Consider the following 22,611-nt stretch of genomic DNA (forward strand, 5'->3'; position numbering starts at 1 on the left):
ATCTAGGAGAATTTGATTAATTCGGGGTTGTTGATGCCAATTCAGGAACCGTTGTCGTGTCTACCGTAACGGTCGCATTTAATCCAGGTCTGAGTTTATTTTGTCCGTCGGTGTTGGAGTCAAATACGAGCCGGACTGGAACCCACTGCACGACTTTGTTGAAATTACCTGTGGCGTTGTCGGGTGGTAGTAAGGCGAAGCTAGCGCCTGTAGCTGGACTGATCCCAGAAATCGTGGCATGAAACGTTTCTCCAGGATAAGCATCTACTTCAACGTCTGCTTTCTCACCAATTTGCAGTTTTCCTAACGCTGTCTCCTTGAAGTTTGCCTCTACGTAAACCTCGTTGGTTTTGAGTGGTACTACAGACAGCAAAGGTTGCCCTACTTGCACTTTCTGTCCTACTTGAGCAGTCAGTTGTCCGATATAACCATCGACAGGTGCTTTAATCGCGGTGTATGTCAATTGCTGACGCGCCAGAGCTAGTGCGGCTGTTGCCTGTTCTACTTGAGCCTGAGCCTGTTGTTGCCGATCTCGCTGCACCGTCACGTTTTGTCCAGACACTTGAGTTTCTTGCACCTGTCCTCTGGCTGCATCTGCTTCGGCTAGGGCTTTTTGCAATTGGGCTTGAGCATTGTTTAACTCTGCTTGCGATTGAGCGACGGTTTTACGAGCAGCCGTTAGACTAGCTTGGGCGTTTTCATAAGCAGCACGAGCAGAATCAAATTTTTGAGCCGAGATTGCACCCGCTTTGTATAAGGTTTGATAGCGTTGGTAATCTGTTTGTGTCAGATCTACCTCGGTTTGTGCCTGGGCGATTTTTGCTTGGTTTGTCTCAATAGCTGCTTGAGCTTGTTCGACGCTGGCTTCTGCCGCATTAGCAGCAGATAAACTTGCAGCTAGTTGCGATCGCGCTTGTTGAACTTGAGTCGGATTGGTTTGACTGGTGAGTTTTACAGCGTCGATCGCGCTGTTTAATTGGGCTTTAGCATTTGCTAATTCTGCCTCTGCTTGTTGTACTTTTAAGGGCAGATCTCGATCTTCGAGCATCACCAATGGTTGTCCCGCTTTGACGCGATCGCCTTCTTCTACTAAGACTTGCTGCACCGTTGCGGAAATCTTGGGAGCAAGCGGCGAAAGATGTCCCTGAATTTGAGCGTTATCCGTACTGACATGGGTGCGTTGAAATTGCCACCAGCGCAGTCCGGCGATCGCACCAACAACAAGGACAACGCCTCCTACAACTAACAACAATCCGCGTCGTTTCTTACTGCGTGGTTTGGGCGGTGCCTCATCAACGGCTTCATCCTGCGTCGCTTCCTCAACGGCTTCGTCATCCGTTGCAACACCGTTATTTTCTGACTTTTTTCCGTTACGTCCGTTGTAGCGATCGATTGGTTCTAATTCTTCTAGTTTGGTCAATGGGGTTTGCTTCATGGCTGGTTCAGGTGTCGCGAGCGCCGAATCGCAGTTCGAGCGGATGTGAGATTAGATAATGCCAAAAATCTTTTAGTGAAAATACTTAGTTTTTCTGTTGTGACTCGCCGATTGCTAGTTAGCTTGCAGGTGGTGTTGCAGCACAACTAGGATTAATCTGCCGTACTAACGCCACGTACAAACAAATCTACGCATCCTTCAACGTACTGAGCGCGGCTATATCCCCTGATGATGGGAACGACATGACGGCGCACCATCCCAGCTAGCAGCATCCCTGTAAACTGATCCACTGCTAACGGTAGGTCTACATCGGGACGAACGCTACCGCGTTCAATGCAGTTACGTAAATAGGCAATCAGCTGTTCGCGCAAGGGAAGGAAAGATTGTTGAAGTACCTGAAGCGCTTCCTGCGGATGTCGCTGGGCTTCGCCAATGAACATCCGAATCAGGGCTTCGTACTCTTCCAGCATTTTGTCATGCAGCGTTGCATAGTGTAGAAGGTCGCGGCGCAAGTCCTGAGTCCACTCCTCTTGATGAGCGAGTGCCTCTGCTTTTAGAGCGGTGATATGTTGTGCCACAGCACCCAGCAGTTGCTCCTTACTCGGAAAATATCGAAATAACGTGACTTCGTTTACGCCTGCTACGCGCGCAATCTCGCGGGTTGTGGCTCCAACAAAGCCTTCTGTTGAGAAAACTTCAATCGCTGCTTTGAGCAGGCGATCGCGAGTTTTGACCGTTCCTTGTTTTAAACGAGCCATATTTATTGTAAGTGCTTACTTGCATTATAAATAAACAAGCTACAAGTTGACTATATTTTTGGATGGAGTTTGACGATGAGATAGCAATCTCGCTCTAGACACAGAAAGTTCAAATTGTTGTCACAAAAAAGCAACATCAAAGATTTAACTTAAAAATATCTCCTCAAAAATCTTTAGATCGAGTACCAAAAGCTGAAAGATAAAGCAATTTTGGTAGAAAAAGTTTTGCTTAGTCTTGATTCTGATTCAACATATTTTCTAACTATGAAGATTCCCACAATAGCTTCTGCGATAACTTCTGCGATCGCTCTGAGCCTCTTAACATTTAGTTCTACCCCTGCTCAGGCTAGAACTTTCTCAACTTCCTGCGTTACTCCACAAACCGTCAATGGAAATACTATCACTTTTACTCCAGCTCTAACTAGAGCTAGAAATCTAGCACGTCAAGCAGCTGAAAAAGTCAACGGTGGATTAAGTCAATATCGTGCTGCGGCATCTATGTACGGTCTTTCTTTTGAAACTCCTTGTGTAGATAGCGGAAATAGTTGGACTTTCACCTTCACTGGCAGTCAACCTGGCTCTACAATTCCCTCAGTTGAGAGTATTGTTACAGTTGCTAAAGATGGCTCCAAGGTTACTGTGGATTATAACGGTTCAATTCGTTCCTAACTATCTGAAACAAAACTCATACAATTAGGGAGATTACTGCCCAGCCTATAGATAAATTGGTTAACTCTGGAGGACTAAATGAATCCTTGTCCTTGTTGCTCTCATAACCTACTTCGGCATATTCAAGCGAAAAGACTTTACTGGTTTTGTTCGAGATGTAGACAGGAAATGCCTTATTTTACATCTGGCTTAAACTCATCCTCTTTTAAGAAAATGTTCTCCAACTTAGCATAAAATCATCCCCCAAGTTCGGAATTTTTTTCAAGTATTTTGAGGTATGGAGCCTTGCTAAAATCGGAATGCCATTGATAGAAAAATATCTCTTATTTGTCTAGTCTGTATATACCTTTGTGTACAAAGATAATGACATTCATAGCTAAATCAATTTCAGGATTTATCAAGTACGACACGAAATATAAATATTCATCTACTGTTGACTTGGTACATACTTATCTGCACGAAATTGGCAACATACTTTTATTAAGTCACGAACAAGAGATTGTTTTTGGCAAACAAGTTCAGCAGATGATAGCTTTAGTGACTGCCAAGGAAAATTTAGCCAAGCAATTGCAGCGCGAACCAACTTTGCAAGAGTGGGCAGAGCTAATGCACTTAAGTGACAAAGCACTACAAAAACAGCTACTCGCGGGACAACAAGCTAAACAGAAGATGATTGAGGCTAATCTCCGATTAGTAGTGGCAGTAGCTAAGAAATACCAAAAACGCAACTTGGATTTTCTAGACTTAATTCAGGAAGGCACTTTAGGATTGGAACGAGGAGTTGAAAAATTCGATCCAACTAGAGGCTTTAGGTTTTCTACCTACGCCTATTGGTGGATTCGCCAAGGAGTAACGCGGGCGATCGCTCAGCAGTCCCGCACAATTCGGTTGCCCATTCACATGACTGAGAAGCTGAATAAAATTAAGCGCACGCAACGGGAGCTATCTCAAAAGCTGGGTCGCACTCCTACATCTATCGAGATCGCTGAGGCGATCGACCTACAGCCCGAACAAGTCCGAGAATGCTTGCTACTTGCTCGTCATCCTATCTCCCTAGAAGCTCGAATTGGAGACGAGCAGGACACAGAATTGCAAGATATACTGCAAGATAATGGACTTTTACCTGAAAGCTACGCAGTTCGGGAATCGATACGTGAAAGCGTTCAAAACATATTGTCAAAGCTGCCTACTCAACAACGAGAAATATTAACTCTACGCTTCGGTCTAGCAGACGGAAACGAACTTTCCCTGGCACAAATTGGTCAGCGAATGGGTATTAGTCGAGAACGAGTGCGGCAGTTAGAACAACAAGCTTTCAGCTTCCTGAGACGATATGAATTTGAAGCACGTAGTTATTTAGTGAGCTAACGCCTCTTTTTCAGATCGCCCATTGCTGAATACATCAATTCGATTAATCTAACCATTTAGGCAGCTCTACTTCTATCCAGTCATTTTTCTCTAAAATCTCGACTCCAAACCCAGCCGCAGGTAGTCCCAGCAACAGAAGTAGAGCGATACCTAAAGCGATCGCGCGAGTCCGACGCTCTTGCCAAAATGATTGAGAGCGAAGATTGTCCCGAACGGATATAGCAGGATTATCTGCGTCTAATGCTGCCAGTAAACTTAATACTTGTGGCTGCTTCAAGCACTCTTCAACTACTATGCTTTCTCCTACGTACAATTTGCGTGTTTCTCTATCCAGTAGTAGATAGTGCCGTGCGGGTTGACCGTCATCTCCCAGGTGATAAGGGTGACAGAGTCGTTCTACCTTGGGATGGTGGCGGAAAATTTGCCATGCATAAGTATTACCCACACCAACTGTCTGACCGTCGTTGTAACATAACTGATTTAATTCAGGCTCCCAATGCAGAGCCAGCCAGCGGGAGCTTCCAGAGTATGCTATAGCTTGTTCCAGAGAAAGTGGAACTGCCAAGTTAATGCTTTGAACTGAAGGCAATGGTTGACTTTCCTTGCTATATGACATTCTTTTAATTTCCTGGTATTCTCAAATGTGTATCTCAATTCAACAAAGCCGCTGTTATTTGAAATGACCTAGATTAAACTTTGGGAGAAAAATGTAGGTCATTTCTTTGATTCAGTAATGCTTGCCTACTTGGGATGTTAGCCTTCGATTACTGGAAGACTTTCTCAAGATTATCTACTTCGTCTAGTATAGGAGTGGCAAGGCGACCGTATTCAGAGGTTAATTTTGCTGCTTCGACACGAGTAATTAAGGTGTCAAACTTTTTCACTTGGGCAGAACCTCCGCGAGCCAAAATAGATGGACGTAGTGCATTCCAAGTGCGACGCATCTCGCCAGTTGTTGTTCTCAACTTGGCAGTATTTCCCTGTGCTGTCCAAATATCTAATTCCCGACCGTAGTAATCGAGTAGCGTTACTTCAACTGGAACCCTCGGCTCGAAAGGCACGGTCATTTTAGCAGCGATGAGAGTCACCTGGTTAGCATCGCGCATTGCCGATTGGCGATCTTTCGCGTTAACGGCTTGGCTGAGAGCTACAATGCTGGAATTGAGTCGTGCTAATTCTGCTTTACTTTTGCCCTCAATCTGCGCGTCCAGCTGCTTCGCCGCACTTTGCAATGAATTGAGATTGGCAGTTGCTTTAGTCCAGTTGTTGATTTTTGCCATGTCGTAGATGCTTTCACCGGATTCACCTACTTGGCTGAGGGCAACTGGAACTTTATCATCTTTGACTTCACTATCGCGATCGTCAGATGGTTCGGGTACTTCTTTACTATCTTCCAATTGGCTATTTATATCTCTGGCTTGACCAATCAGATTGGTTTTGTAGGATGGGATAACTTCGTTCGGCTTCGCTAACGCAGTTGTACGTTGAGATTCAATGGCAGATTTGGCTCGTACAGCTCCACTAAAACCCCAAATTCCGATAAAAGCAGCAGCCAAAATTATGTACTTGGAAACTTTCACGATTGTAAACAGCTAAATTTATGTCATTTCAATTTAGAAAGTATTAGTCAAGAACTTGAAAAGATCTAATTGCGAACGAGCAAAATTCTGTACAACTGTTGTAAGTTAGGCTGCACAGAGCGATCGCCCTCAATGGAATTCTACCAAACGAGTTTTCTTCCAGTAATGAAGTCGATATTATTGTGGCGTAATTTTTCTGAGCGAGCAAATCTTTCCGAGTTCTTTACTTTTTCTGCTTATATTGACATCGCCCATCTGGGTGTTTGGTGTGAGGAAACAATGAGTGAGGTTAGCAAGTTGTAGATGCTGCTTTACTCGGATCGGTTTTTGATAGTTTTTTACTCAATCTTAAAAAAAAGGTTGATTTCAGCATGTTGACACCATTCTGTAAGCAAGAGGTTCGTTTTGATGGCGAAGTCATGGCATACGCGATCGCTGCTCTATTTTTTGCTGCCTGGTACTCTGTCTCTAGCAGGGAACAACTTACCCGCTAGAGCGCAGGTTGCTTTTGCTAACAACCCACTAGATACCCTACCCATACAAGAGCGCGTGACTCTACGGCAGGGAAAACCTGTAGTCTCTGGTGAAAATGGCTGCTACACCGCTCGCATTTTAATCGATGCCACTCCATCACAAACATGGTCTGTCCTGACGGACTACAGCAACTACTCTCGCTTCATGCCCAACGTCACTGCTAGTTCCGTGCTGGAATCTAATAACAACCAGCATCTATTTGAAGAAGTCGATCGCTACCATGTTGCGCCACTGATTACCGTCAACGCCCGCACTCGTCTCGCCATTACAGAAACGCCCCAAAAAGGATTTAGCTTTCAAATGGTAGAAGGTAAGCTGGAAGAATTATATGGCAGATGGAGTCTTCAACCTGTTCCTGCTTATCCCTATGCTTCTAAGACCCAAGTTCTGCTGACTCAGCAAATCCACGTTCATCCTCGATCTGTCACGCCCAAAAATATGTTTTATAACATCTTCCGTCGGCATGTGGAGAAGACGATGAAAGCTGTACGTACGGAAGTAGCAAGGCGTAGTTCTTAAATTTTTCGAGCAGTAGCTCTTTAAATAGCAGTAAATTGGCAACAAACGCCGGACGCGAGACCGGAAGATCGATAAATCATGCAAATAAAGACAGGATTTCTGCCTTACCCGTCATCCACAAATGAAAAGTTAGGGCAGTGGATGCAGCGGGCGATCGCAGGACCGATCGGTTTAGTTTTGGTCTTGCTGTTTTTTGGACAACCATGTTTGGCTGAAGGTTTATCAACTGAATTCAATAGAAATATGTTCAGTGATGCCCGTTCTGAACAAACAGACATCCAACAACAAGGACCAGACGATCCGCAGGAGCTAAAAGCTTTTTTGGACAACTTCTTTGCTCAACAAATGACACAGCTACACATTCCTGGTGCGGCAATCGCGATCGTCAAAGATGGTAAGCCCTTTTTCACCGCAGGCTATGGCTACGCTGACTTGGAAAAGAAAATACCTGTCGATCCGAATCAAACTCTATTTCGCCTTGCTTCTGTTTCTAAACTTTTCGCTGCTACTGCTGTAATGCAATTAGCAGAACGAGGTCAACTTAAGCTGAAGGATGACGTAAACAAATACCTCAAGAATTTTCAACTTCAAGAAAACTATCCTGCTCCAGTCACGATCGAGAGTCTTCTGACCCACACGGGCGGTTTTGATGAGAAATTCATCGGTCTAGCGGCTCGAAATGCATCCGAGTTAATACCTTTAGGGGAGTACTTAGCAAAGCGGATGCCTCCTCGTGTCATTCCCCCAGGACAAATCATCAGCTACTCGAATCACGGTATCGCTCTAGCAGGCTATCTAGTAGAAGAGATTTCTGGCATTCCCTTCGCTCAGTATACTGACGAGAACATCCTGCAACCATTGGATATGCAGCAAAGCAGCTTTTTACAGCCGTTACCTGCACGTTTAGCATCCGATCTGGCTGTAGGCTATGAGTACCGCAGGGGCAACTATCAACCAGTACCGTCCTATTACATAAATGATGGTCCAGCTGGCGCGCTTAAAGCTACTGCTACTGATATATCTCACTTTATAATTGCCCACCTACAAAAAGGTCGCTACGGCAATACCAAAATTATAGAGGAGACAACAGCTCAACAGATGCACGCCTCTCACTTTACCCACCATCCACAGCTACCAGGCTGGGCTTACGGTTTTTCCGAGCGTTTCCAAAACAATCTGCGAGCGATCGAACACGGCGGTACAGATCCAGGGTTTGCTAGCTTATTGTTTCTATTACCCGAACAAAAACTTGGTTTATTTGTTGCTTACAACAACGAGCAGGATGAGCTGCGCGAACAATTAGTCAGTCAGTTTCTCGATCGCTACTATCCGGTTAAAGAACCAATTTCTTCTCCCCAGCCGAATCCAAACTTCCAACACCGAGCTAATTATTTTGTTGGTAATTATCGGTTTAGCCGCTATCCGCACTCTACTATCGAAAAGTTGGCTCCGGTACTCCTCAAGGCTCCGGTATCTGCACCAGAGTTACGGGTGAGAGCGAAGGGTGATGGAATCTTGACAGTGGAGCCAAGCAGTTACAGACCTAACCGCTCGCCTCGACGCGCCCTGAAAAAGGTAGACTCCGTGCTGTATGGAGCTGTAACAGATAATAGCAACACAAGCTCTAGAACAAGGAACCAGTTAGTAGAGATCGAACCTTTGTTATTTCAATTTACTGACGGTCCCTACGTTGCTTTCAAAGAGAACAGTCGGGGACGCATTACTCATATGTTTATTGGTGCAGATGCTTTTGAAAAATTGGCTTGGTACGAAACGAATGCTTTTCAACTCAGTCTCTTTGGATTTTGCATACTGGCTTTTCTGTCATCCTGCATTGGCTGGTCGAGTCGCTCTCTGACTCATCGTTGGCAAAAAGACTCTTCTCGATGGGGTTCAAAGCAGGATATTCAATCCCTAGTAAGATTGAGTGGTTCTACTTTACCCGTAGCCATCTCTGCACTTAATCTATTTTTCTTGTTCGGCACGATCCTGGCTATCTTACTCAGCAACCTATACGAGTTTGCTTATGGTTTGCCTCCTATCATCACTACCTTACTTTGCATTCCCATCATGACCACTAGCCTGACGGCTGTATTACCCGTCTTTATGGTACTAAGTTGGCAAGATAAGCGCTGGTCGGTCTTAGGAAGATTATATTATTTATTCTTTATCTTGTGTGCATGGGGCTTTATTTCATTTCTGTCCTATTGGAACCTATTGGGGTTTGAGTTTTAACAATCACAAAATCTTGTTTCTTTACAGTCAATACTTTTGAGGTCAAAGATAGTGACTATTTTTTTGCTGTTTTTCATTAGCTTTTATTGCTACGTGTTGTGGATTTTATTTGATAACTTCAAATTTAGAAAAAAACGGAACAAAATCCAATGGCGGATACATATTAACGGCATTAGAGGAAAATCAACTGTCACGAGATACACGACAGCAGTTTTTAGAGAAGCTGGCTATCACACTTTTGGTAAAACAACGGGTAGTGCTGCGAGAATTATTCGACCAAATGGAGAAGATTACGACTTTAAACGTAAAGGCTATGCCAATGTCAACGAGCAAGTCAAAATTTTAAAAAGCTTTTGCCGCCAGAAAGCGCAAGCCGTTGTACTTGAATGCATGGCTGTTAACCCTGTTTATGCTAAATGGCTGGAGGAAAAAGTTATGCGATCGCACATTGGAATTATTACTAACGTGCGCTACGATCATCCCGATTACATGGGCGAAACTTTAGAAGAGATTGCTGAATCTTTGTCTAAGACTATCCCTCAAAAAGGCATTGTAATTACATCAGAAACAGAAGCTAAATTACTCAATATACTATGGAGAAATGCCAAAAAGAAAAACTCTTTACTGATAGTTGCAAACAAGCATCAAGTAAAATCTGAAGACATGGAAGGTTTTTCTCATTTTGCTCATGAAGAAAATGTTGCCATCGGCTATGAAATTGCCAAAATTTTGAAACTACCTATAGATAGAGCTTTAACAGCAATGAAATCAGCATTGGCAGATCCAGGAGCTTTTAACATTGAATACATTCAATTTAACCGCTACACGCTCGCTTGGGCAAACCTATTTGCTATTAACGATCGCGAAAGTTTTATTGAGGTTTGTTTAAAATTATTTAAACAACTTTCTAGCTATAAGAAGGTAGTTTTATTAAACAATCGTCACGACCGTCCAACTAGAGTTGAACTATTTGCTAGTATGGCACGCGATCTCAAGTTTGAACGTGTAATTACATTGGGAGACTATGAAGCAGCAGTAAATAAAATATTTGCACTAGAGCGAAGTAAAGTACTCAATCTAGGCTATTCTACAAAATTTAAGAATGCCTCGGCTGTAGAACTTTTGAATCAAATTGTCAGCGGCATAGATAATGATAAAGTTTTAATTGTAGGAGCCGTAAATATACACACGATTCAAGCAGAAGAACTCTTGCATTTTTTTACAGAACAAACCAGAGTAGACGTGCGATCGCAGACAGATTTATCTTCAACCAACTCTACCGAAGTAGCCATCAATGTTTGAGTTAATAAATACGCCAGAAGTCAGTAGATTAGCTTTAGTCATTGGAGCTTTTACATCTGTTGCTTACAAAAACATTTATGGAATAAATCCAGGAGGAGTAATTGTTCCTGGCTTCATTATCATCTTATTTTTGATATCGCCAATTTGGTGTATTACTACCTTAGTTTTATCGTTCGTTGTTTACTTTATTTACAAACGCTTTCTAGAGCAAACGAGTTATAAACGCAGAACTCCTATGTATGTTCTGTCATTTTTTTCTCTAGGAGTTGCCAATCTAATTGCACTCTTGTATATCCAACTAGGTTGGTTGGTTGACTCCCTTGATAGTCTTTCTGGTACTTTACTTCCAGCAGTCATTGCTTTTACCTTTACTAAACAACAGATAAATAAAGTCGTAAAAGGCATCGTTTTAACTACATTGTTTACTGCTTTTATTTTATTTGTAACATACGGTTTGTTTTCCTACTTGTTTGATTTGGATTTTGACACATTAAAACCTTTGTATCTTGGAAAAGAGATAATAGAGTTCAAATATCCTTTTATTCATTTTTATATAACTTTAGCGGTCGGCTATTTAATTTATCGCTATAAAGATATTCGTCCAGGTGGTTACATGGTAGCTCCAATTGCTGCTGTACTACTCATCCATCCTTTGACAGCTATCACTTTTTTACTAGGATGTTTGATCGTCTATACTATTACGCAACTTATTTGCAAATTCACTCTAATTGTCGGATTAAAACGCTATGCTTTGGCTCTTTTTTTGAGTACGATATATGTTTGGATTACCGAACTTTTGTTTCTTTATTTCGACTCTACTATTTTGCCTTTCAAGGGTAGCAATATTTACGTTATAGTTACCATAATGTCTTACGTAAATGACACTATTTTATATTCTAAAAAACAAATAAAATTTTATATTTTTGTAACTGTTATAGCAGCAATGATTGATTATATTTTAACCGAAGGTTTGCCAGAATTACTTGCGAGCTAAGATTTTAAAAGTCAGACATTCTAAAATCACAGAATTACCGTTAGTTTGTATAAAGTCTACTAGTAACAAAATAATTGTAGGTATATCAATGCCAGCTTTATCACGTAGAAAAATGTGTAAATATTTCTTCTTAGGAGTTAGTCCTTTTTTAGCAAGTATCGTTTCGAGTTCCTTATTAAATTATCAGTCTAGAAAAATCTTAGGTTTTAGTTCTCAGTCATTAACTAGCGAATCTAATATTTTAACTGAGCGCGGCAATTTTTTAGAAGAAATAAGCAGAATTAAAAAATTAGCTTTACCTAAAAACTCTCATCTTTATCAAAGTCCTACAACTGCTGATTTAGATAACTTTAGAGTTTTGGCTAGTAGCTTAATATCTCAAGATATAAATACAGCAGCGAACAAAGCAAATACTCTTAATTACGAAATAGTAAAGTTTATCGATAACTCTAGCGAAAAAATCTTTTATGGCTTAAGAGAAAGGCGCGTACTAGGCTACCCGATGCGAGGCTGGGGATCTTATTTTATTAATCCTACGTACAGCTCCAATGCTTTAGTAGAAGTGCCGCACGTTCTTTTCGACAAGTTTTCAGAGGAAATTGGAGCTAAAGCTTTTTTGGGGTCGGCGGCGCGTGGATTTCTAGTTGCTGGAGCGCATCGTGATGCTAACGGTACTGACACAGCAGATGTCTGTAATCCTATTAATTCTATTTTCCAAGAGGTTCACAAAGCATGGACTTCATCTCAAGCCAAAACGTGGCAAATACATGGCTTTAGCATTTCTGATAAACCATCTTTTCCTAGCAATACTCAGTCTATTTTATCTGACGGTCAAGGTCGTTTATCAACTGAAGTTATGGATTTAAGCCAGCGCATGAGACTTCGTAGCTTTATAACCTACGTTTATAACGAACTTTCAGCTTCCGATGTGTTAAATCAACAAGTGAATCAAGGTGTAACAGGTCAAGCCTTCTCCTCCCTAGGAGGTACTCAGAACGTACAAGGTATTTATTGTCATAGTGTAGGAACAGCATTTACCCATATTGAACTAGAAAAGAGCGTTCGAGACAGCTCTACCAATCGAGATTTAGTATCTAGAAGCATTGCAGACTCTATTCAAGCAATAACTTAAGAGTTTTTCGATTGCAGAAATTTGGACAAACTTTTCATTGGAGCTTTTTTTATGGAAGTCAAGCAACCAACCCGCGAACACCGTGCTTATCTTCGAGTTACTGCACCCGCTAGAGTAGCCATCGATGGATGTAACTATACAGTAAATAATTGGAGTATCGGCGGACTTTGTATCAGCGATTTTTCTCAGACAACACTAGTAGGAGATTGTTTACCTATTCAATTCTCTTTAAGCTTCAAAGGAGGAATTAATATTTCAACAAATACGTTAATTGAAGTAGTATGGATTTCAAGCGACACAAAAAAATTAGGAGTGCGTTTTTTAAATTTAACAAAAATTGAAACAGAGTTGTTACAGCAAGCAATCGATAGTTTGCAGACGGGTGAAATTATTCCTCTGGAAACTATTGAGGACATTAGCAATCGAGATGAAACTTCAAACAGCAGTCAACTTGAATCTACTAAACCAGCCTTAAGTAGAAATAACCATAAGCTTGTATTGTACTCTGTAGGATATATATTTGCTGGAGGAGCGATCGTTTTTTATACTCTGTTGTCTTTACAAAAATCTTTCACTCAAATGGAAATTAAGTCTGCCACCTTGACCCAACCAATCGAACCTGTTATCTCTACCAACTCAGGAACGCTTAGTCAACTCTATGTGCGTGAGGGAATGAAAGTTCAGGCTGGTCAACCATTATTGCGGATAAATGACGAAGAAATAGCTCGTTCTAATATTGACAATGAAATTAATAACGTTAACGCGATCGCCCGTAATAAGATTGATAATATTGACGCTTTAAATCAAAAGATCGAACTCAGCCGCTTAGAGTTGGCTGAAGCCGAAACCGCACTTCAAAAAGTAGCAGTTCTTAGACAACGAGAGATAGAAAAATTACAGCTTGCCAAACCTGTTAATCAAAATAAGTTGAATGCAGCTCGTGCTAAGTTCGATTCGCTTACTATTCAGTATAAAGCAGCAAAAAATAGTTTAAGCAGATTGACAACTTTACTTCAAGCTGGTGCTGTTAGCAATGAAATGGTGGAAACAGCTAATGCTAAGTTGGCTGAAATTGAAGGTAATCTCAAAATAGCAAAAGCTGAATTAGAAATTGCTCAAATAGCTGCAAGTTCCCTTAACAATGGAGATTACTATAATGGTAGTGCTTTTGTTGGAGAATTATCGCGTCTCATAGTGGATGTAAAAGATGCAGAACGAAAAGTCAAAATAGCAGCCAGTAGATCGATCGCGTTAAGTCAAGAAAGAGAACAGTATAAAAAGGAAGTGCAAAATCTAGAGAGACAAAAGGAAATTCTCAGACAACCAGGTCGAACATTGGGAAATCTGAAAGAGAAAAATCCTTTCTATTCTATTTACACATCTCCTACCTCTGGCACTATTGTAAAAATCGCTAAATCTCCTGGTAATAAAGTAACTCGTAACGAACCTTTAATACTATTACAACCTGAGATAGCTCAACCTATAATCGAGGCTTACTTAACGCAAGATCAAGTTACCCAAGTATCGATAGGCAATAAAGTAATAGTTGTGATTCCTGAGTTAGGTAGAAGCTATCAAGCGCAAATAGTCAACATTGACCGAACTGGTGGGTTACTTGATGAGGTTAGAGGTCAATACCAGTTTCAAGGATCGGAAGACCAGTCAGCTTACGTTAAGCTCCTCATTACAGATATGAATCGAGATGAAAAAAGTAAATTAACAGCAGGTATGCCTGTCAAACTTGAAATCGCAAAAAGGCTGAATATTTTCGAGCGTCTAGGATTTTTCAATCGAAACGTCAAGTAGCTAAATCCGTCCGAGAGCTTTTAGCACTCATCTCTAGCATACAGCCGTGCAGCAGATTGAGCGCATGACTATTTTTGCAGTCAATCTTTTCAAGTTCTTGACATTTGCTCTCTAAAGTGAAGTCACTTTGCCCAAAGTAAAGGGATTTCACTCTATGAAAACTTCAGCAAAAATCGCTCTCACAGTAGCTTCTATTGGTATAGTCAGTTTTGGTGGACTGCTGCAAAGTGCATCCGCACGACAATCGCAACATCCAGTTGCAGTAATACCTCAACATGATTCACTTGCCAAGACTCCAGTGCTAAAAATCGGTAGCAAGGGATCGGCAGTGGCGCAGGCTCAGAAAATTCTGAAACAAGAAGGTTTTTACAAAGGAGCGATTAACGGTGTTTTCAGCAGCGAGATGCAATCCGCCGTTGTTGCTTTTCAAAAGTCCGAACGTATAAAGCCTTCTGGTGTCATTGATTCTAAAACTCAAGCTGCCTTGAGATAGACGTTGGAGCTATTACAAAACTTACACTTTTTGTTCTTGCTCAAAAAGAAACCTTTATTTGCATTAGCAGAAACTAGTAACGTTACATAATGAATATACGTTTTCTTGCTCCTGTTTCACTTGCCATCAGTCTGTCTTCATTTAGCTATATATTGGCAACTCAAAGCCAGCAAGTCAAACCCGCTAAGGCAAGTAAAGATCCCATCATTGCAGCTGCGGGTGATATTGCTTGCGCTCCAACTAGTCCTAACTACAATCGAGGTAACGGCACTGCCGATGCCTGCCACATGAAAGCTACTTCTAATTTAATCGTAAATGCGGACTTAGCAGTAGTGCTTCCTCTAGGCGACATTCAGTACGAAACTGGAACAGCTTCAGCTTTTCAACAGTCTTACAATCCTACTTGGGGGCGCGTCAAATCCATTACTCGTCCAGCAGTTGGCAACCACGAATACGCTACTACTGGTGCTAAAGACTATTACAGCTACTTTGGAGCGGCTGCTGGCGATTCGTCAAAGGGTTACTACAGCTATAACATTGGTAAATGGCATATCATTGCTCTCAACTCGAACTGCTCGAAGGTTGGGGGTTGTGGAGCAGGATCGCCCCAAGAACAATGGCTGCAAGCCGATCTAAAAGCCCATCCAAGTGCTTGTACGCTGGCTTATTGGCATCATCCGCGATTTTCTTCAGGAGAGCATGGGAGCGATTCTAATTACGATGCTTTTTGGCAGGATCTCTATGCATCTGGGGCAGAAATCGTGCTAAACGGTCACGACCACGACTACGAACGCTTTGCACCGCAATCTCCCAGTGCAAAGGTAGACGAAAAGCGGGGTATTCGCCAGTTTGTGGTTGGTACTGGAGGTAAAAATCACTATCACTTCGTGAGTAACCAGCCCAACAGTCAAGTGCGTAATTCAGATACTTACGGCGTACTCAAGCTAACCTTGCACCCACAGAACTACACCTGGGAGTTTGTACCAGAAGCAGGGAAAACTTTTACTGATAAAGGCAGCGATTCTTGCCATTAAGTATTGTCAATTATTTACGAGCGGCAAAATCTTTCCGAGTTCTTGACATTTGCCGATTAAGGTGAGGGTGCTTTTTTCCAGCTAGAGCTGATTTATCGCATTTATTAGATGTTTATAGCCTTTTTCCCGTGCGATCGCTGTGCAAAAGAAAAACTTGTTCGATTTATTACAACGTAGCCAACTTGAAGATACGATCGCACTTTTACCGAAAAATCAAGTAGGAGAAATACCATGCGAAAAATGTTAAACAGGGTTCCAGAAGTCACCATTTACTTCTGGATGATTAAGATTCTAGCAACCACAGTAGGTGAAACTGCGGCTGATTTTTTGGCGTTGACGTTGAACCTTGGTTTAGGCGTTACATCCTACATTATGGGTGGCTTGCTACTATTTGTACTTTTCAATCAGTTTAGGCTTAAACGCTACGTTCCAGTGAGTTACTGGCTTGTGGTCGTTTTAGTAAGCATTGTTGGTACGCTAATTACGGATAGATTAGTAGATGAGTTTGGAGTGAGCTTAATGGCTACTAACATAGTTTTTAGTATAGCTTTGTTAGTGGTTTTTACGCTTTGGTATTTGAGTGAAAAGACATTAGCTATGCACTCTATTAATACAACCAAAAGAGAGCTGTATTATTGGGTAGCTATTTTATTGACGTTTGCCTTGGGTACTTCTACAGGAGACTATTTAGCGGAGGCTTCGGGTTTGGGTTATGCACAAGCAGCATTAGTATTTGGTACTTTAATTGCCACGATCGCGGCTGGTTATTATTACTTGCGAATGAATGCAGTTTTGGCATTTTGGCTAGCTTACATTTTGACTCGTCCGTTTGGAGCATCGATAGGCGATCTATTATCTCAACCAACTAAAAATGGAGGTTTTGGTTGGGGTACGACTGGAACGAGTATGCTTTTTCTCTCTATAATTACCAGCCTAGTTATTTACTTAAGCCTCAAGCGGAAGAAACTAGCCTTACAGCCAATTGACCGACAAAACTGATTAGCGATCGCCTTCTAGATCTTGAGTTTTTTTCTGTTTGTATCCTAGTGATTTAGCTGACATTTCGAGATCGCTACTACAGTTAGTATCTTCAATTCTGTATTTTTTGTTCTGAGCGCGTTTTCATTTTTCAAGTATTCAATTTTCCAGTATGAGATCGACGTGACATTTATCGCCGCTATCTCGATCGTTATTCGGTATTCGGTGAATAAAGTCATAAGTTTAGATAAAGCACAATTGCCCAACAACAAGTAGGAGCAACAATGAACAAACTGAGCATAATTGCACCGATCGCTATGTTTTTCTGGATTATGAAAATCTGTGCCACTACTCTAGGAGAAACGGCAGGTGACTTCATCTCGATGACGCTAAATGTGGGCTGTGCTGTTAGTTCTACGATATTGATTGGAGTATTTTTAGCTAATCTTGTGACTCAACTGCTCTCGAAAAGCTGTAATTGACTATGATGAGTTACTGTTTTTATTTAGTGAAAAAGAAATGAACAAAGTTGCTAACAAAGTTGCAAAAGTCACAATTTTCTTCTGGATCATGAAGATCGTTGCCACTACTCTAGGAGAAACGGCAGGTGACTTCATCTCGATGACTCTCGGACTGGGGTATTATGTAGGCTTTGCTGTAACGTTCGCTATCCTGGCTATTCTCCTGTTTTTTCAAATTCAATCCCCCAGATATCTTCCAGCCCTTTATTGGACTGCCATCATTGCGACAACCACAGCCGGAACCGAAGTTTCAGACCTGATGGATCGATCTCTGGGGCTGGGCTACGCTGCGGGATCGCTGATCCTGGTAGCTGGTCTTTTAAGCGTTCTTGCCATCTGGTACTACCGAGATCGGGATATAAGCGTTTATCCAATCGTGAGGAAAGACGCAGAGACCACCTATTGGCTAGCTATTGTGTTCTCTAACAGTCTGGGAACGGCTTTTGGTGATTTTCTGACAAGCAACTTGGGACTGAGCTATATCCAGGGTGCTTTCGTAACAGCCAGCGTCATTGGTGTTGTCATCGCCCTTCACTACGTCACAAAATTGAGCGATACCCTCCTATTCTGGCTTGCATTCATCTTCACGCGACCCTTCGGAGCCACCTTCGGAGATTTTCTTACCAAGCCAGTCAAAGATGGCGGTTTATCAATGCCAAGGGAATATGCTTCGGCGATCGCCTTTATCCTGCTAGCAGTTGTCCTAGTCTTGTCCACAAGAAAGGAGAAAAAAGTGCGTCAGTCAGTTGAGTGATGCGTTTAAGCAGAGAGATGACTCACCTCATAATAAGAACATTTCTCATCTTCAGAACGCATTATCTTACCTAATTTCCCCCAGTCGTGTTGTTTTGATTGCGTTTGTCCTCAGCCGACCGCATGATTTTTCACTAAGAAAACGATACCAATGCACCTATCTCCCGTATGGTTGTCAGTAATGGCGATCGCTAGCCTATGGCAAATTTTGCTAGCGCAGATACCTTCTGACGCAGCCTCCCCTAAATCACCACCTCCCGACAGCGGACAACCTTCTAATCCATCTCCACCTACTACCTCACCAACTCCAGCAAATGCTCAACCAAACACAACTCCCAAGTTGTCAGAACTCAAAGAACCCAAAGTTCTAGTGGCAGAGGTTTTAGTCAAGGCTGAAACAGGAAAACTATCGCAGGAGCTACAAAACCAAGTTTACAAAGCAATTCGGACTCAATCGGGACAGCCGACAACTCGGACGCAACTACGAGAAGATATTAATGCCATCTTTGCAACGGGTTTTTTCTCCAACGTTCAGGCAAAACCAGAAGATACACCAGTTGGCGTGCGGGTAACTTTTTTCGTACAGCCTAATCCAGTCCTCAGTGCTGTAAGAGTACAAGCCAATGCAGATACAGGGGTTCCATCCGTACTACCCCAGAGTGTTGTGGATAAAACATTTCACGAGCAATACGGCAGCATTCTCAATCTGCGTCGCTTGCAAGAAGGTATTGGGCAACTCAACAAGTGGTATCGAGATAATGGTTACGTACTAGCTCAAGTATTCGAGGCTCCACAAGTTGTATCAGATGGAACCGTTACGCTGTCTGTAGCCGAAGGGGTAGTGGAAGACGTTCGAGTCCATTTTCGTAACAAAGAAGGTGATGATACGGACGATCGAGGACACCCCCTGAAAGGACACACGCGCCAGTTTGTCATCACGCGGGAACTAGAGTTGAAACCTGGGCAAGTCTTTAACCGCAATACAGTGCAAAAAGACTTACAGCGGGTTTATAAACTGGGCTTGTTTGAAGATGTCAATGTCTCGCTCAATCCTGGTCAAGACCCACGCCAAGTCATTGTTGTCATGAATGTTGACGAGCGCAATACTGGTTCTGTAGGGCTATCTGGGGGCTTAAGCTCTGCTAACGGTATTTATGGGGGTCTGAGCTATCAACAGCAGAACTTGGGAGGAAAAAACCAAAGTCTCGGTGCAGAGGCACAGGTAGGGCAGCGAGAAGTCCTGTTTGATGTCCGTTTTACCGATCCCTGGATTGCTGGAGATCCCTATCGAACTTCTTATAATGTCAATGGGTTTAGGCGCAAATCGATCTCTTTGACTTTTGATGGCGGTAAAAAGAATGTCGATCTTCCCAATGGCGATCGCCCCCGCGTGTTACGTCTGGGTAGCGGCATTACCTTCACCCGTCCGCTCTCCAAAAATCCTTTATACAAGTCTGAATGGACGGCTTCGGCTGGGTTGGAGTATCAAAGAGTCTCAATCCGCGATGCGAATGGCAAGCTCAGTCCAAAAGACGAACTGGGTAGCAACCTCAGCTTCTCTGGGGAAGGGAAAGACGATTTGCTAACTTTGCAATTAGGAGCGGTCAGCGATCGCCGTAACGATCCATTGCAACCAACCAGCGGCTCTGTCTTCCGATTTGGTGTCGAGCAGTCCGTGCCAGTAGGATTGGGCAGTATTTTTCTCAATCGGCTACGAGCTAACTACAGTCAGTACATTCCTGTTAAATTTATTAGCCTAGTTCAAGGTCCACAAACTCTTGCTTTTAATTTACAAGCGGGAACGGTACTAGGCGATCTCCCACCTTACGAAGCTTTTTCTCTGGGTGGTAGTAACTCCGTTCGGGGTTATGGAGAAGGAGAAGTAGGTAGCGGTCGCAGCTTCGTGCAGGCAGCCGCTGAGTATCGTTTCCCCATTTTCTCCATCCTGAATGGCGCGCTATTTGTTGATGCTGCGAGTGACTTAGGCAGCGCCAGCAGCGTACCAGGTAATCCTGCTGGAGAGCGGGAAAAACCAGGTAGTGGTTTTGGCTATGGCTTGGGTGTGCGAGTACAGTCTCCGCTAGGCTTAATTCGGATTGACTATGGTTTGAGCGATCGGGGAGACAACCGAATCAACTTTGGCATCGGAGAACGATTTTAAATCGCAATGGAATTTTATCTATTTGCACAAATCTTTCTGAGTTCTTAACATTTGTTACCTAAGCTAATGTGACGAGAGCATCCATGTTCTGCAATGTCTCTTGTGGAGTAATCGATCGCTCCATAAGAGCCTGAGCTTTTGAGTATGAGATGTGCCTCTCCTCATACCTGCCCATTCCCTGCTTCTAGCTGGGAATTTTTCTTTCACTCAGCAAGCAAATTCTTTCCAAGTTCTTGACGTTTGCCTTCTAGAGTGAAATCACCGTCCCAGATCGAGTCGCACTATGAAAACTTTCACTAAAATTGCTCTGACGGCAGCTTTTGCAGGTACTCTGGTTGCTGCGGGGCTAGCACGAACTGTATATGGAAAACAGCAAACTCCGGTAGCAGTTATGCCTCAAACTTCTAGCAGCGCCCTAGATCGTAACGCGGCAACTCATAAGACGATCGCGGCATTCCCAATGCCTCTCAATGCAGATTCAGGTAGCGCGATCGCGGCAAACGAACCAGCTATAGCGCCAGAGAAAAACCCGCCTGGTGATATCCCAGATACGCAAGTTTTTGTCAATTACAAATCTACAGTCGGAAGCTACCAGTTAGAAGTGCCGGAAGGTTGGGCGCGTCAGACAAAAGGTAGCAATGTTAGCTTTGTTAACAAACTAGATGGCGTGCAGATAGCGATCGCCAATGCAACTACTGTACCTACTGCTAACACCGTTAAAACTCAACAAATATCCAACTTAGAAAAGTCTGGTAGAGCTGTAAAAGTGGCAAACGTCAAGGATGTAAAACTCCCTGGCGGACAGGCTGTTCTGATTGAATATACATCCAACTCCGATCCCGATCCGGTTACAGGCAAGCAGGTACGTATAGAAAATAACAATTATCTGTTTTTTCAACAAGGCAAATTAGCAACACTCAGACTCTATGCTCCGCAAGGTGCAGACAACGTAGATCAATGGCAACGAATCTCTAATAGCTTCAAGTGGATGTAAACTATGCCAATTCTAGAAGCCTTCGAGCTTTATCGCTTTTACCACGCTAGGGAAGAAGAAACTTTGGCACTACGCGGCGCGAACATTCAAATTGCTAAGGGCGAAATTGTCGTTGTCATGGGGGCATCTGGCAGTGGTAAGTCTACCCTGCTTGCTTGCCTTGCCGGACTCGACGAACCTGATGGCGGATATGTAGAGTTAATGGGAAAACGCTTGACTCGTCGCCCAGAGTTTGAAAGGGCGAGGATGCGTGCCACAAATATCGGGATTCTACTCCAGTCAGGCAATTTGTTTGAATATCTTTCCGTGGAAGACAACATCCGACTCAAGATGCACCTGGCAAGAAAGCTAGACGAGCAGCGAGTGAAAGATTTAATCGCTTGGGTTGGTCTGCAAGAGCGATCCAAAGCCCGTCCATCGCAATTGTCAGGAGGCGAGGCGGCGCGGGCTGGTTTAGCCGTAGCGCTGGCGACTAACCCCAGTTTGTTACTGGCAGACGAACCGACTGGAGAAGTCGATGCCGAAACCGAACTGAAGCTGCTGAATCTTTTCAAAGCGCGTCGTCAAGAAGGGGGCGCGACCCTGATTGCCACGCATAGTAATTTATTGGCTGCTCACGCCGATCGGATTATACAGCTACAAGACGGGAGAGTTATTTATGGTTGAAATGCTAGTTGAAGCGCAAAATCTCAGGCGCGTTTATCAATGGGGCGAGAATTCTGTGGTAGCTGTTGACTCTGCTACCTTCGCGATAACGTCAGGGGCGCGGATTGCCTTGATGGGACCTTCGGGCAGCGGCAAGTCTACGCTACTTTATTTAATGGGCGGTCTCGATACTCCCACATTTGGAAAAATTGCTTGGACGGCTCTTGGCGATCGCAAGTCTTTGCGCCCTCAAAAGATTGCCTTCGTTTTTCAGATGCCCAGTCTTTTAGCTCCTCTAAATGTAGTAGAAAATGTATCGCTGCCACTGCTATTGGGGAACAAAGAACCTTACGTTGCAAGAATTGCAGCAATGGAAGTATTGGAGCGCATAGGACTAAGCGCGATCGCTGACAAAATGCCGGAAGAACTTTCTGGAGGACAGGCGCAGCGGGTAGCAGTGGCAAGGGCTTTAGTCTATCGTCCTCGGCTGATTCTGGCAGACGAACCCACAGGTCAACTCGATCGCCCCACTGCCAAGCTGTTACTCGACGTGTTGCTGGCAACTCTAGAAGGTACGGACACGGCGCTAGTCGTTGCTACCCACGATCGAGCAGTTGCAGAGCGTCTCGATAGCTTGTGGTACGTCCGGCATGGAAATCTCTTAACGAGCAGTAACAAACAATTAGCACTTGGCAATTAG

At 43.2% G+C, this 22,611-nt stretch carries 22 protein-coding genes; 18 read left to right on the forward strand and 4 right to left on the reverse strand.

Features of this window, described 5'->3' with window-relative positions; genetic code table 11:
- Window positions 1-16: 16 nt before the first annotated feature.
- Window positions 17-1,435 (reverse strand): HlyD family secretion protein, encoded by a 1,419-nt coding sequence (locus tag C7Y66_RS04215; protein WP_106544588.1) that lies wholly within the window; start codon window positions 1,433-1,435, stop codon window positions 17-19.
- Between the two features lie 152 nt (window positions 1,436-1,587).
- Entirely contained in the window at window positions 1,588-2,193 is a 606-nt protein-coding gene (locus C7Y66_RS04220; RefSeq protein WP_106544589.1) for a TetR/AcrR family transcriptional regulator, read from the reverse strand.
- A gap of 264 nt (window positions 2,194-2,457) precedes the next feature.
- On the opposite strand from C7Y66_RS04220, the gene C7Y66_RS04225 reads away from it, so the two are divergent.
- Window positions 2,458-2,862, forward strand: a complete 405-nt coding sequence (locus tag C7Y66_RS04225; RefSeq protein ID WP_106544590.1) for a hypothetical protein — start codon at window positions 2,458-2,460, stop codon at window positions 2,860-2,862.
- A gap of 363 nt (window positions 2,863-3,225) precedes the next feature.
- Window positions 3,226-4,230 (forward strand): RNA polymerase sigma factor, RpoD/SigA family, encoded by a 1,005-nt coding sequence (locus tag C7Y66_RS04230; protein ID WP_106544591.1) that lies wholly within the window; start codon window positions 3,226-3,228, stop codon window positions 4,228-4,230.
- 43 nt (window positions 4,231-4,273) lie between these two features.
- Here C7Y66_RS04230 and C7Y66_RS04235 read toward each other — a convergent pair whose 3' ends face one another.
- Window positions 4,274-4,846, reverse strand: a complete 573-nt coding sequence (locus C7Y66_RS04235) for a hypothetical protein (protein ID WP_106544592.1) — start codon at window positions 4,844-4,846, stop codon at window positions 4,274-4,276.
- Between the two features lie 148 nt (window positions 4,847-4,994).
- A complete protein-coding gene (locus C7Y66_RS04240; RefSeq protein WP_106544593.1) occupies window positions 4,995-5,810 on the reverse strand; it encodes a hypothetical protein in 816 nt (271 codons plus the stop codon).
- Between the two features lie 408 nt (window positions 5,811-6,218).
- Between C7Y66_RS04240 and C7Y66_RS04245 the strand changes: the two genes are divergently transcribed.
- The 16 genes from C7Y66_RS04245 to C7Y66_RS04320 all read left to right on the forward strand — a co-directional run bounded on the left by C7Y66_RS04245 (window position 6,219) and on the right by C7Y66_RS04320 (window position 22,611).
- Window positions 6,219-6,863: an SRPBCC family protein gene (locus tag C7Y66_RS04245; protein WP_106544594.1), complete on the forward strand. Its 645-nt coding sequence runs from the start codon at window positions 6,219-6,221 to the stop codon at window positions 6,861-6,863.
- A 78-nt stretch (window positions 6,864-6,941) separates the two neighbouring features.
- A complete protein-coding gene (locus tag C7Y66_RS04250; protein WP_233222518.1) occupies window positions 6,942-9,098 on the forward strand; it encodes a serine hydrolase in 2,157 nt (718 codons plus the stop codon).
- Window positions 9,099-9,149: 51 nt separating this feature from the next.
- Window positions 9,150-10,400 carry a poly-gamma-glutamate synthase PgsB gene (gene pgsB / locus C7Y66_RS04255; RefSeq protein WP_106544596.1) on the forward strand — a complete coding sequence of 417 codons (1,251 nt, stop codon included), beginning with the start codon at window positions 9,150-9,152 and terminating at the stop codon, window positions 10,398-10,400.
- Window positions 10,393-11,394, forward strand: a complete 1,002-nt coding sequence (locus tag C7Y66_RS04260) for a poly-gamma-glutamate biosynthesis protein PgsC/CapC (protein ID WP_106544597.1) — start codon at window positions 10,393-10,395, stop codon at window positions 11,392-11,394. Before pgsB ends, C7Y66_RS04260 begins: the two co-directional genes overlap by 8 nt.
- A gap of 88 nt (window positions 11,395-11,482) precedes the next feature.
- Window positions 11,483-12,526 carry a hypothetical protein gene (locus C7Y66_RS04265; RefSeq protein ID WP_106544598.1) on the forward strand — a complete coding sequence of 348 codons (1,044 nt, stop codon included), beginning with the start codon at window positions 11,483-11,485 and terminating at the stop codon, window positions 12,524-12,526.
- Between the two features lie 51 nt (window positions 12,527-12,577).
- The gene (locus C7Y66_RS04270) at window positions 12,578-14,332 is read left to right on the forward strand and encodes an HlyD family secretion protein (RefSeq protein WP_106544599.1); all 1,755 of its coding nucleotides are present in this window, start codon (window positions 12,578-12,580) and stop codon (window positions 14,330-14,332) included.
- A gap of 154 nt (window positions 14,333-14,486) precedes the next feature.
- Window positions 14,487-14,825: a peptidoglycan-binding protein gene (locus C7Y66_RS04275; protein ID WP_106544600.1), complete on the forward strand. Its 339-nt coding sequence runs from the start codon at window positions 14,487-14,489 to the stop codon at window positions 14,823-14,825.
- Between the two features lie 89 nt (window positions 14,826-14,914).
- Complete coding sequence (locus C7Y66_RS04280; RefSeq protein WP_106544601.1) at window positions 14,915-15,859, forward strand: metallophosphoesterase; 945 nt, start codon at window positions 14,915-14,917, stop codon at window positions 15,857-15,859.
- A gap of 231 nt (window positions 15,860-16,090) precedes the next feature.
- Window positions 16,091-16,858 (forward strand): hypothetical protein, encoded by a 768-nt coding sequence (locus C7Y66_RS04285; RefSeq protein ID WP_106544602.1) that lies wholly within the window; start codon window positions 16,091-16,093, stop codon window positions 16,856-16,858.
- Between the two features lie 69 nt (window positions 16,859-16,927).
- A complete protein-coding gene (locus C7Y66_RS33290) occupies window positions 16,928-17,113 on the forward strand; it encodes a hypothetical protein (RefSeq protein WP_106544603.1) in 186 nt (61 codons plus the stop codon).
- 8 nt (window positions 17,114-17,121) lie between these two features.
- A complete protein-coding gene (locus tag C7Y66_RS04295) occupies window positions 17,122-17,319 on the forward strand; it encodes a hypothetical protein (protein ID WP_106544604.1) in 198 nt (65 codons plus the stop codon).
- A 37-nt stretch (window positions 17,320-17,356) separates the two neighbouring features.
- On the forward strand, window positions 17,357-18,112 hold the full coding sequence (locus tag C7Y66_RS04300) for a hypothetical protein (protein ID WP_106544605.1): 756 nt from the start codon (window positions 17,357-17,359) through the stop codon (window positions 18,110-18,112).
- Window positions 18,113-18,262: 150 nt separating this feature from the next.
- Window positions 18,263-20,272, forward strand: coding sequence for a BamA/TamA family outer membrane protein (locus C7Y66_RS04305; protein WP_106544606.1), 2,010 nt, complete (start codon window positions 18,263-18,265; stop codon window positions 20,270-20,272).
- Window positions 20,273-20,555: 283 nt separating this feature from the next.
- The gene (locus tag C7Y66_RS04310) at window positions 20,556-21,266 is read left to right on the forward strand and encodes a hypothetical protein (protein WP_106544607.1); all 711 of its coding nucleotides are present in this window, start codon (window positions 20,556-20,558) and stop codon (window positions 21,264-21,266) included.
- A gap of 3 nt (window positions 21,267-21,269) precedes the next feature.
- Window positions 21,270-21,932 (forward strand): ABC transporter ATP-binding protein, encoded by a 663-nt coding sequence (locus C7Y66_RS04315; protein WP_106544608.1) that lies wholly within the window; start codon window positions 21,270-21,272, stop codon window positions 21,930-21,932.
- Window positions 21,925-22,611, forward strand: coding sequence for an ABC transporter ATP-binding protein (locus C7Y66_RS04320; protein WP_106544609.1), 687 nt, complete (start codon window positions 21,925-21,927; stop codon window positions 22,609-22,611). Before C7Y66_RS04315 ends, C7Y66_RS04320 begins: the two co-directional genes overlap by 8 nt.

It is taken from the genome of Chroococcidiopsis sp. CCALA 051 (genome assembly GCF_003015105.1).
Classification (GTDB): domain Bacteria; phylum Cyanobacteriota; class Cyanobacteriia; order Cyanobacteriales; family Chroococcidiopsidaceae; genus Chroococcidiopsis; species Chroococcidiopsis thermalis.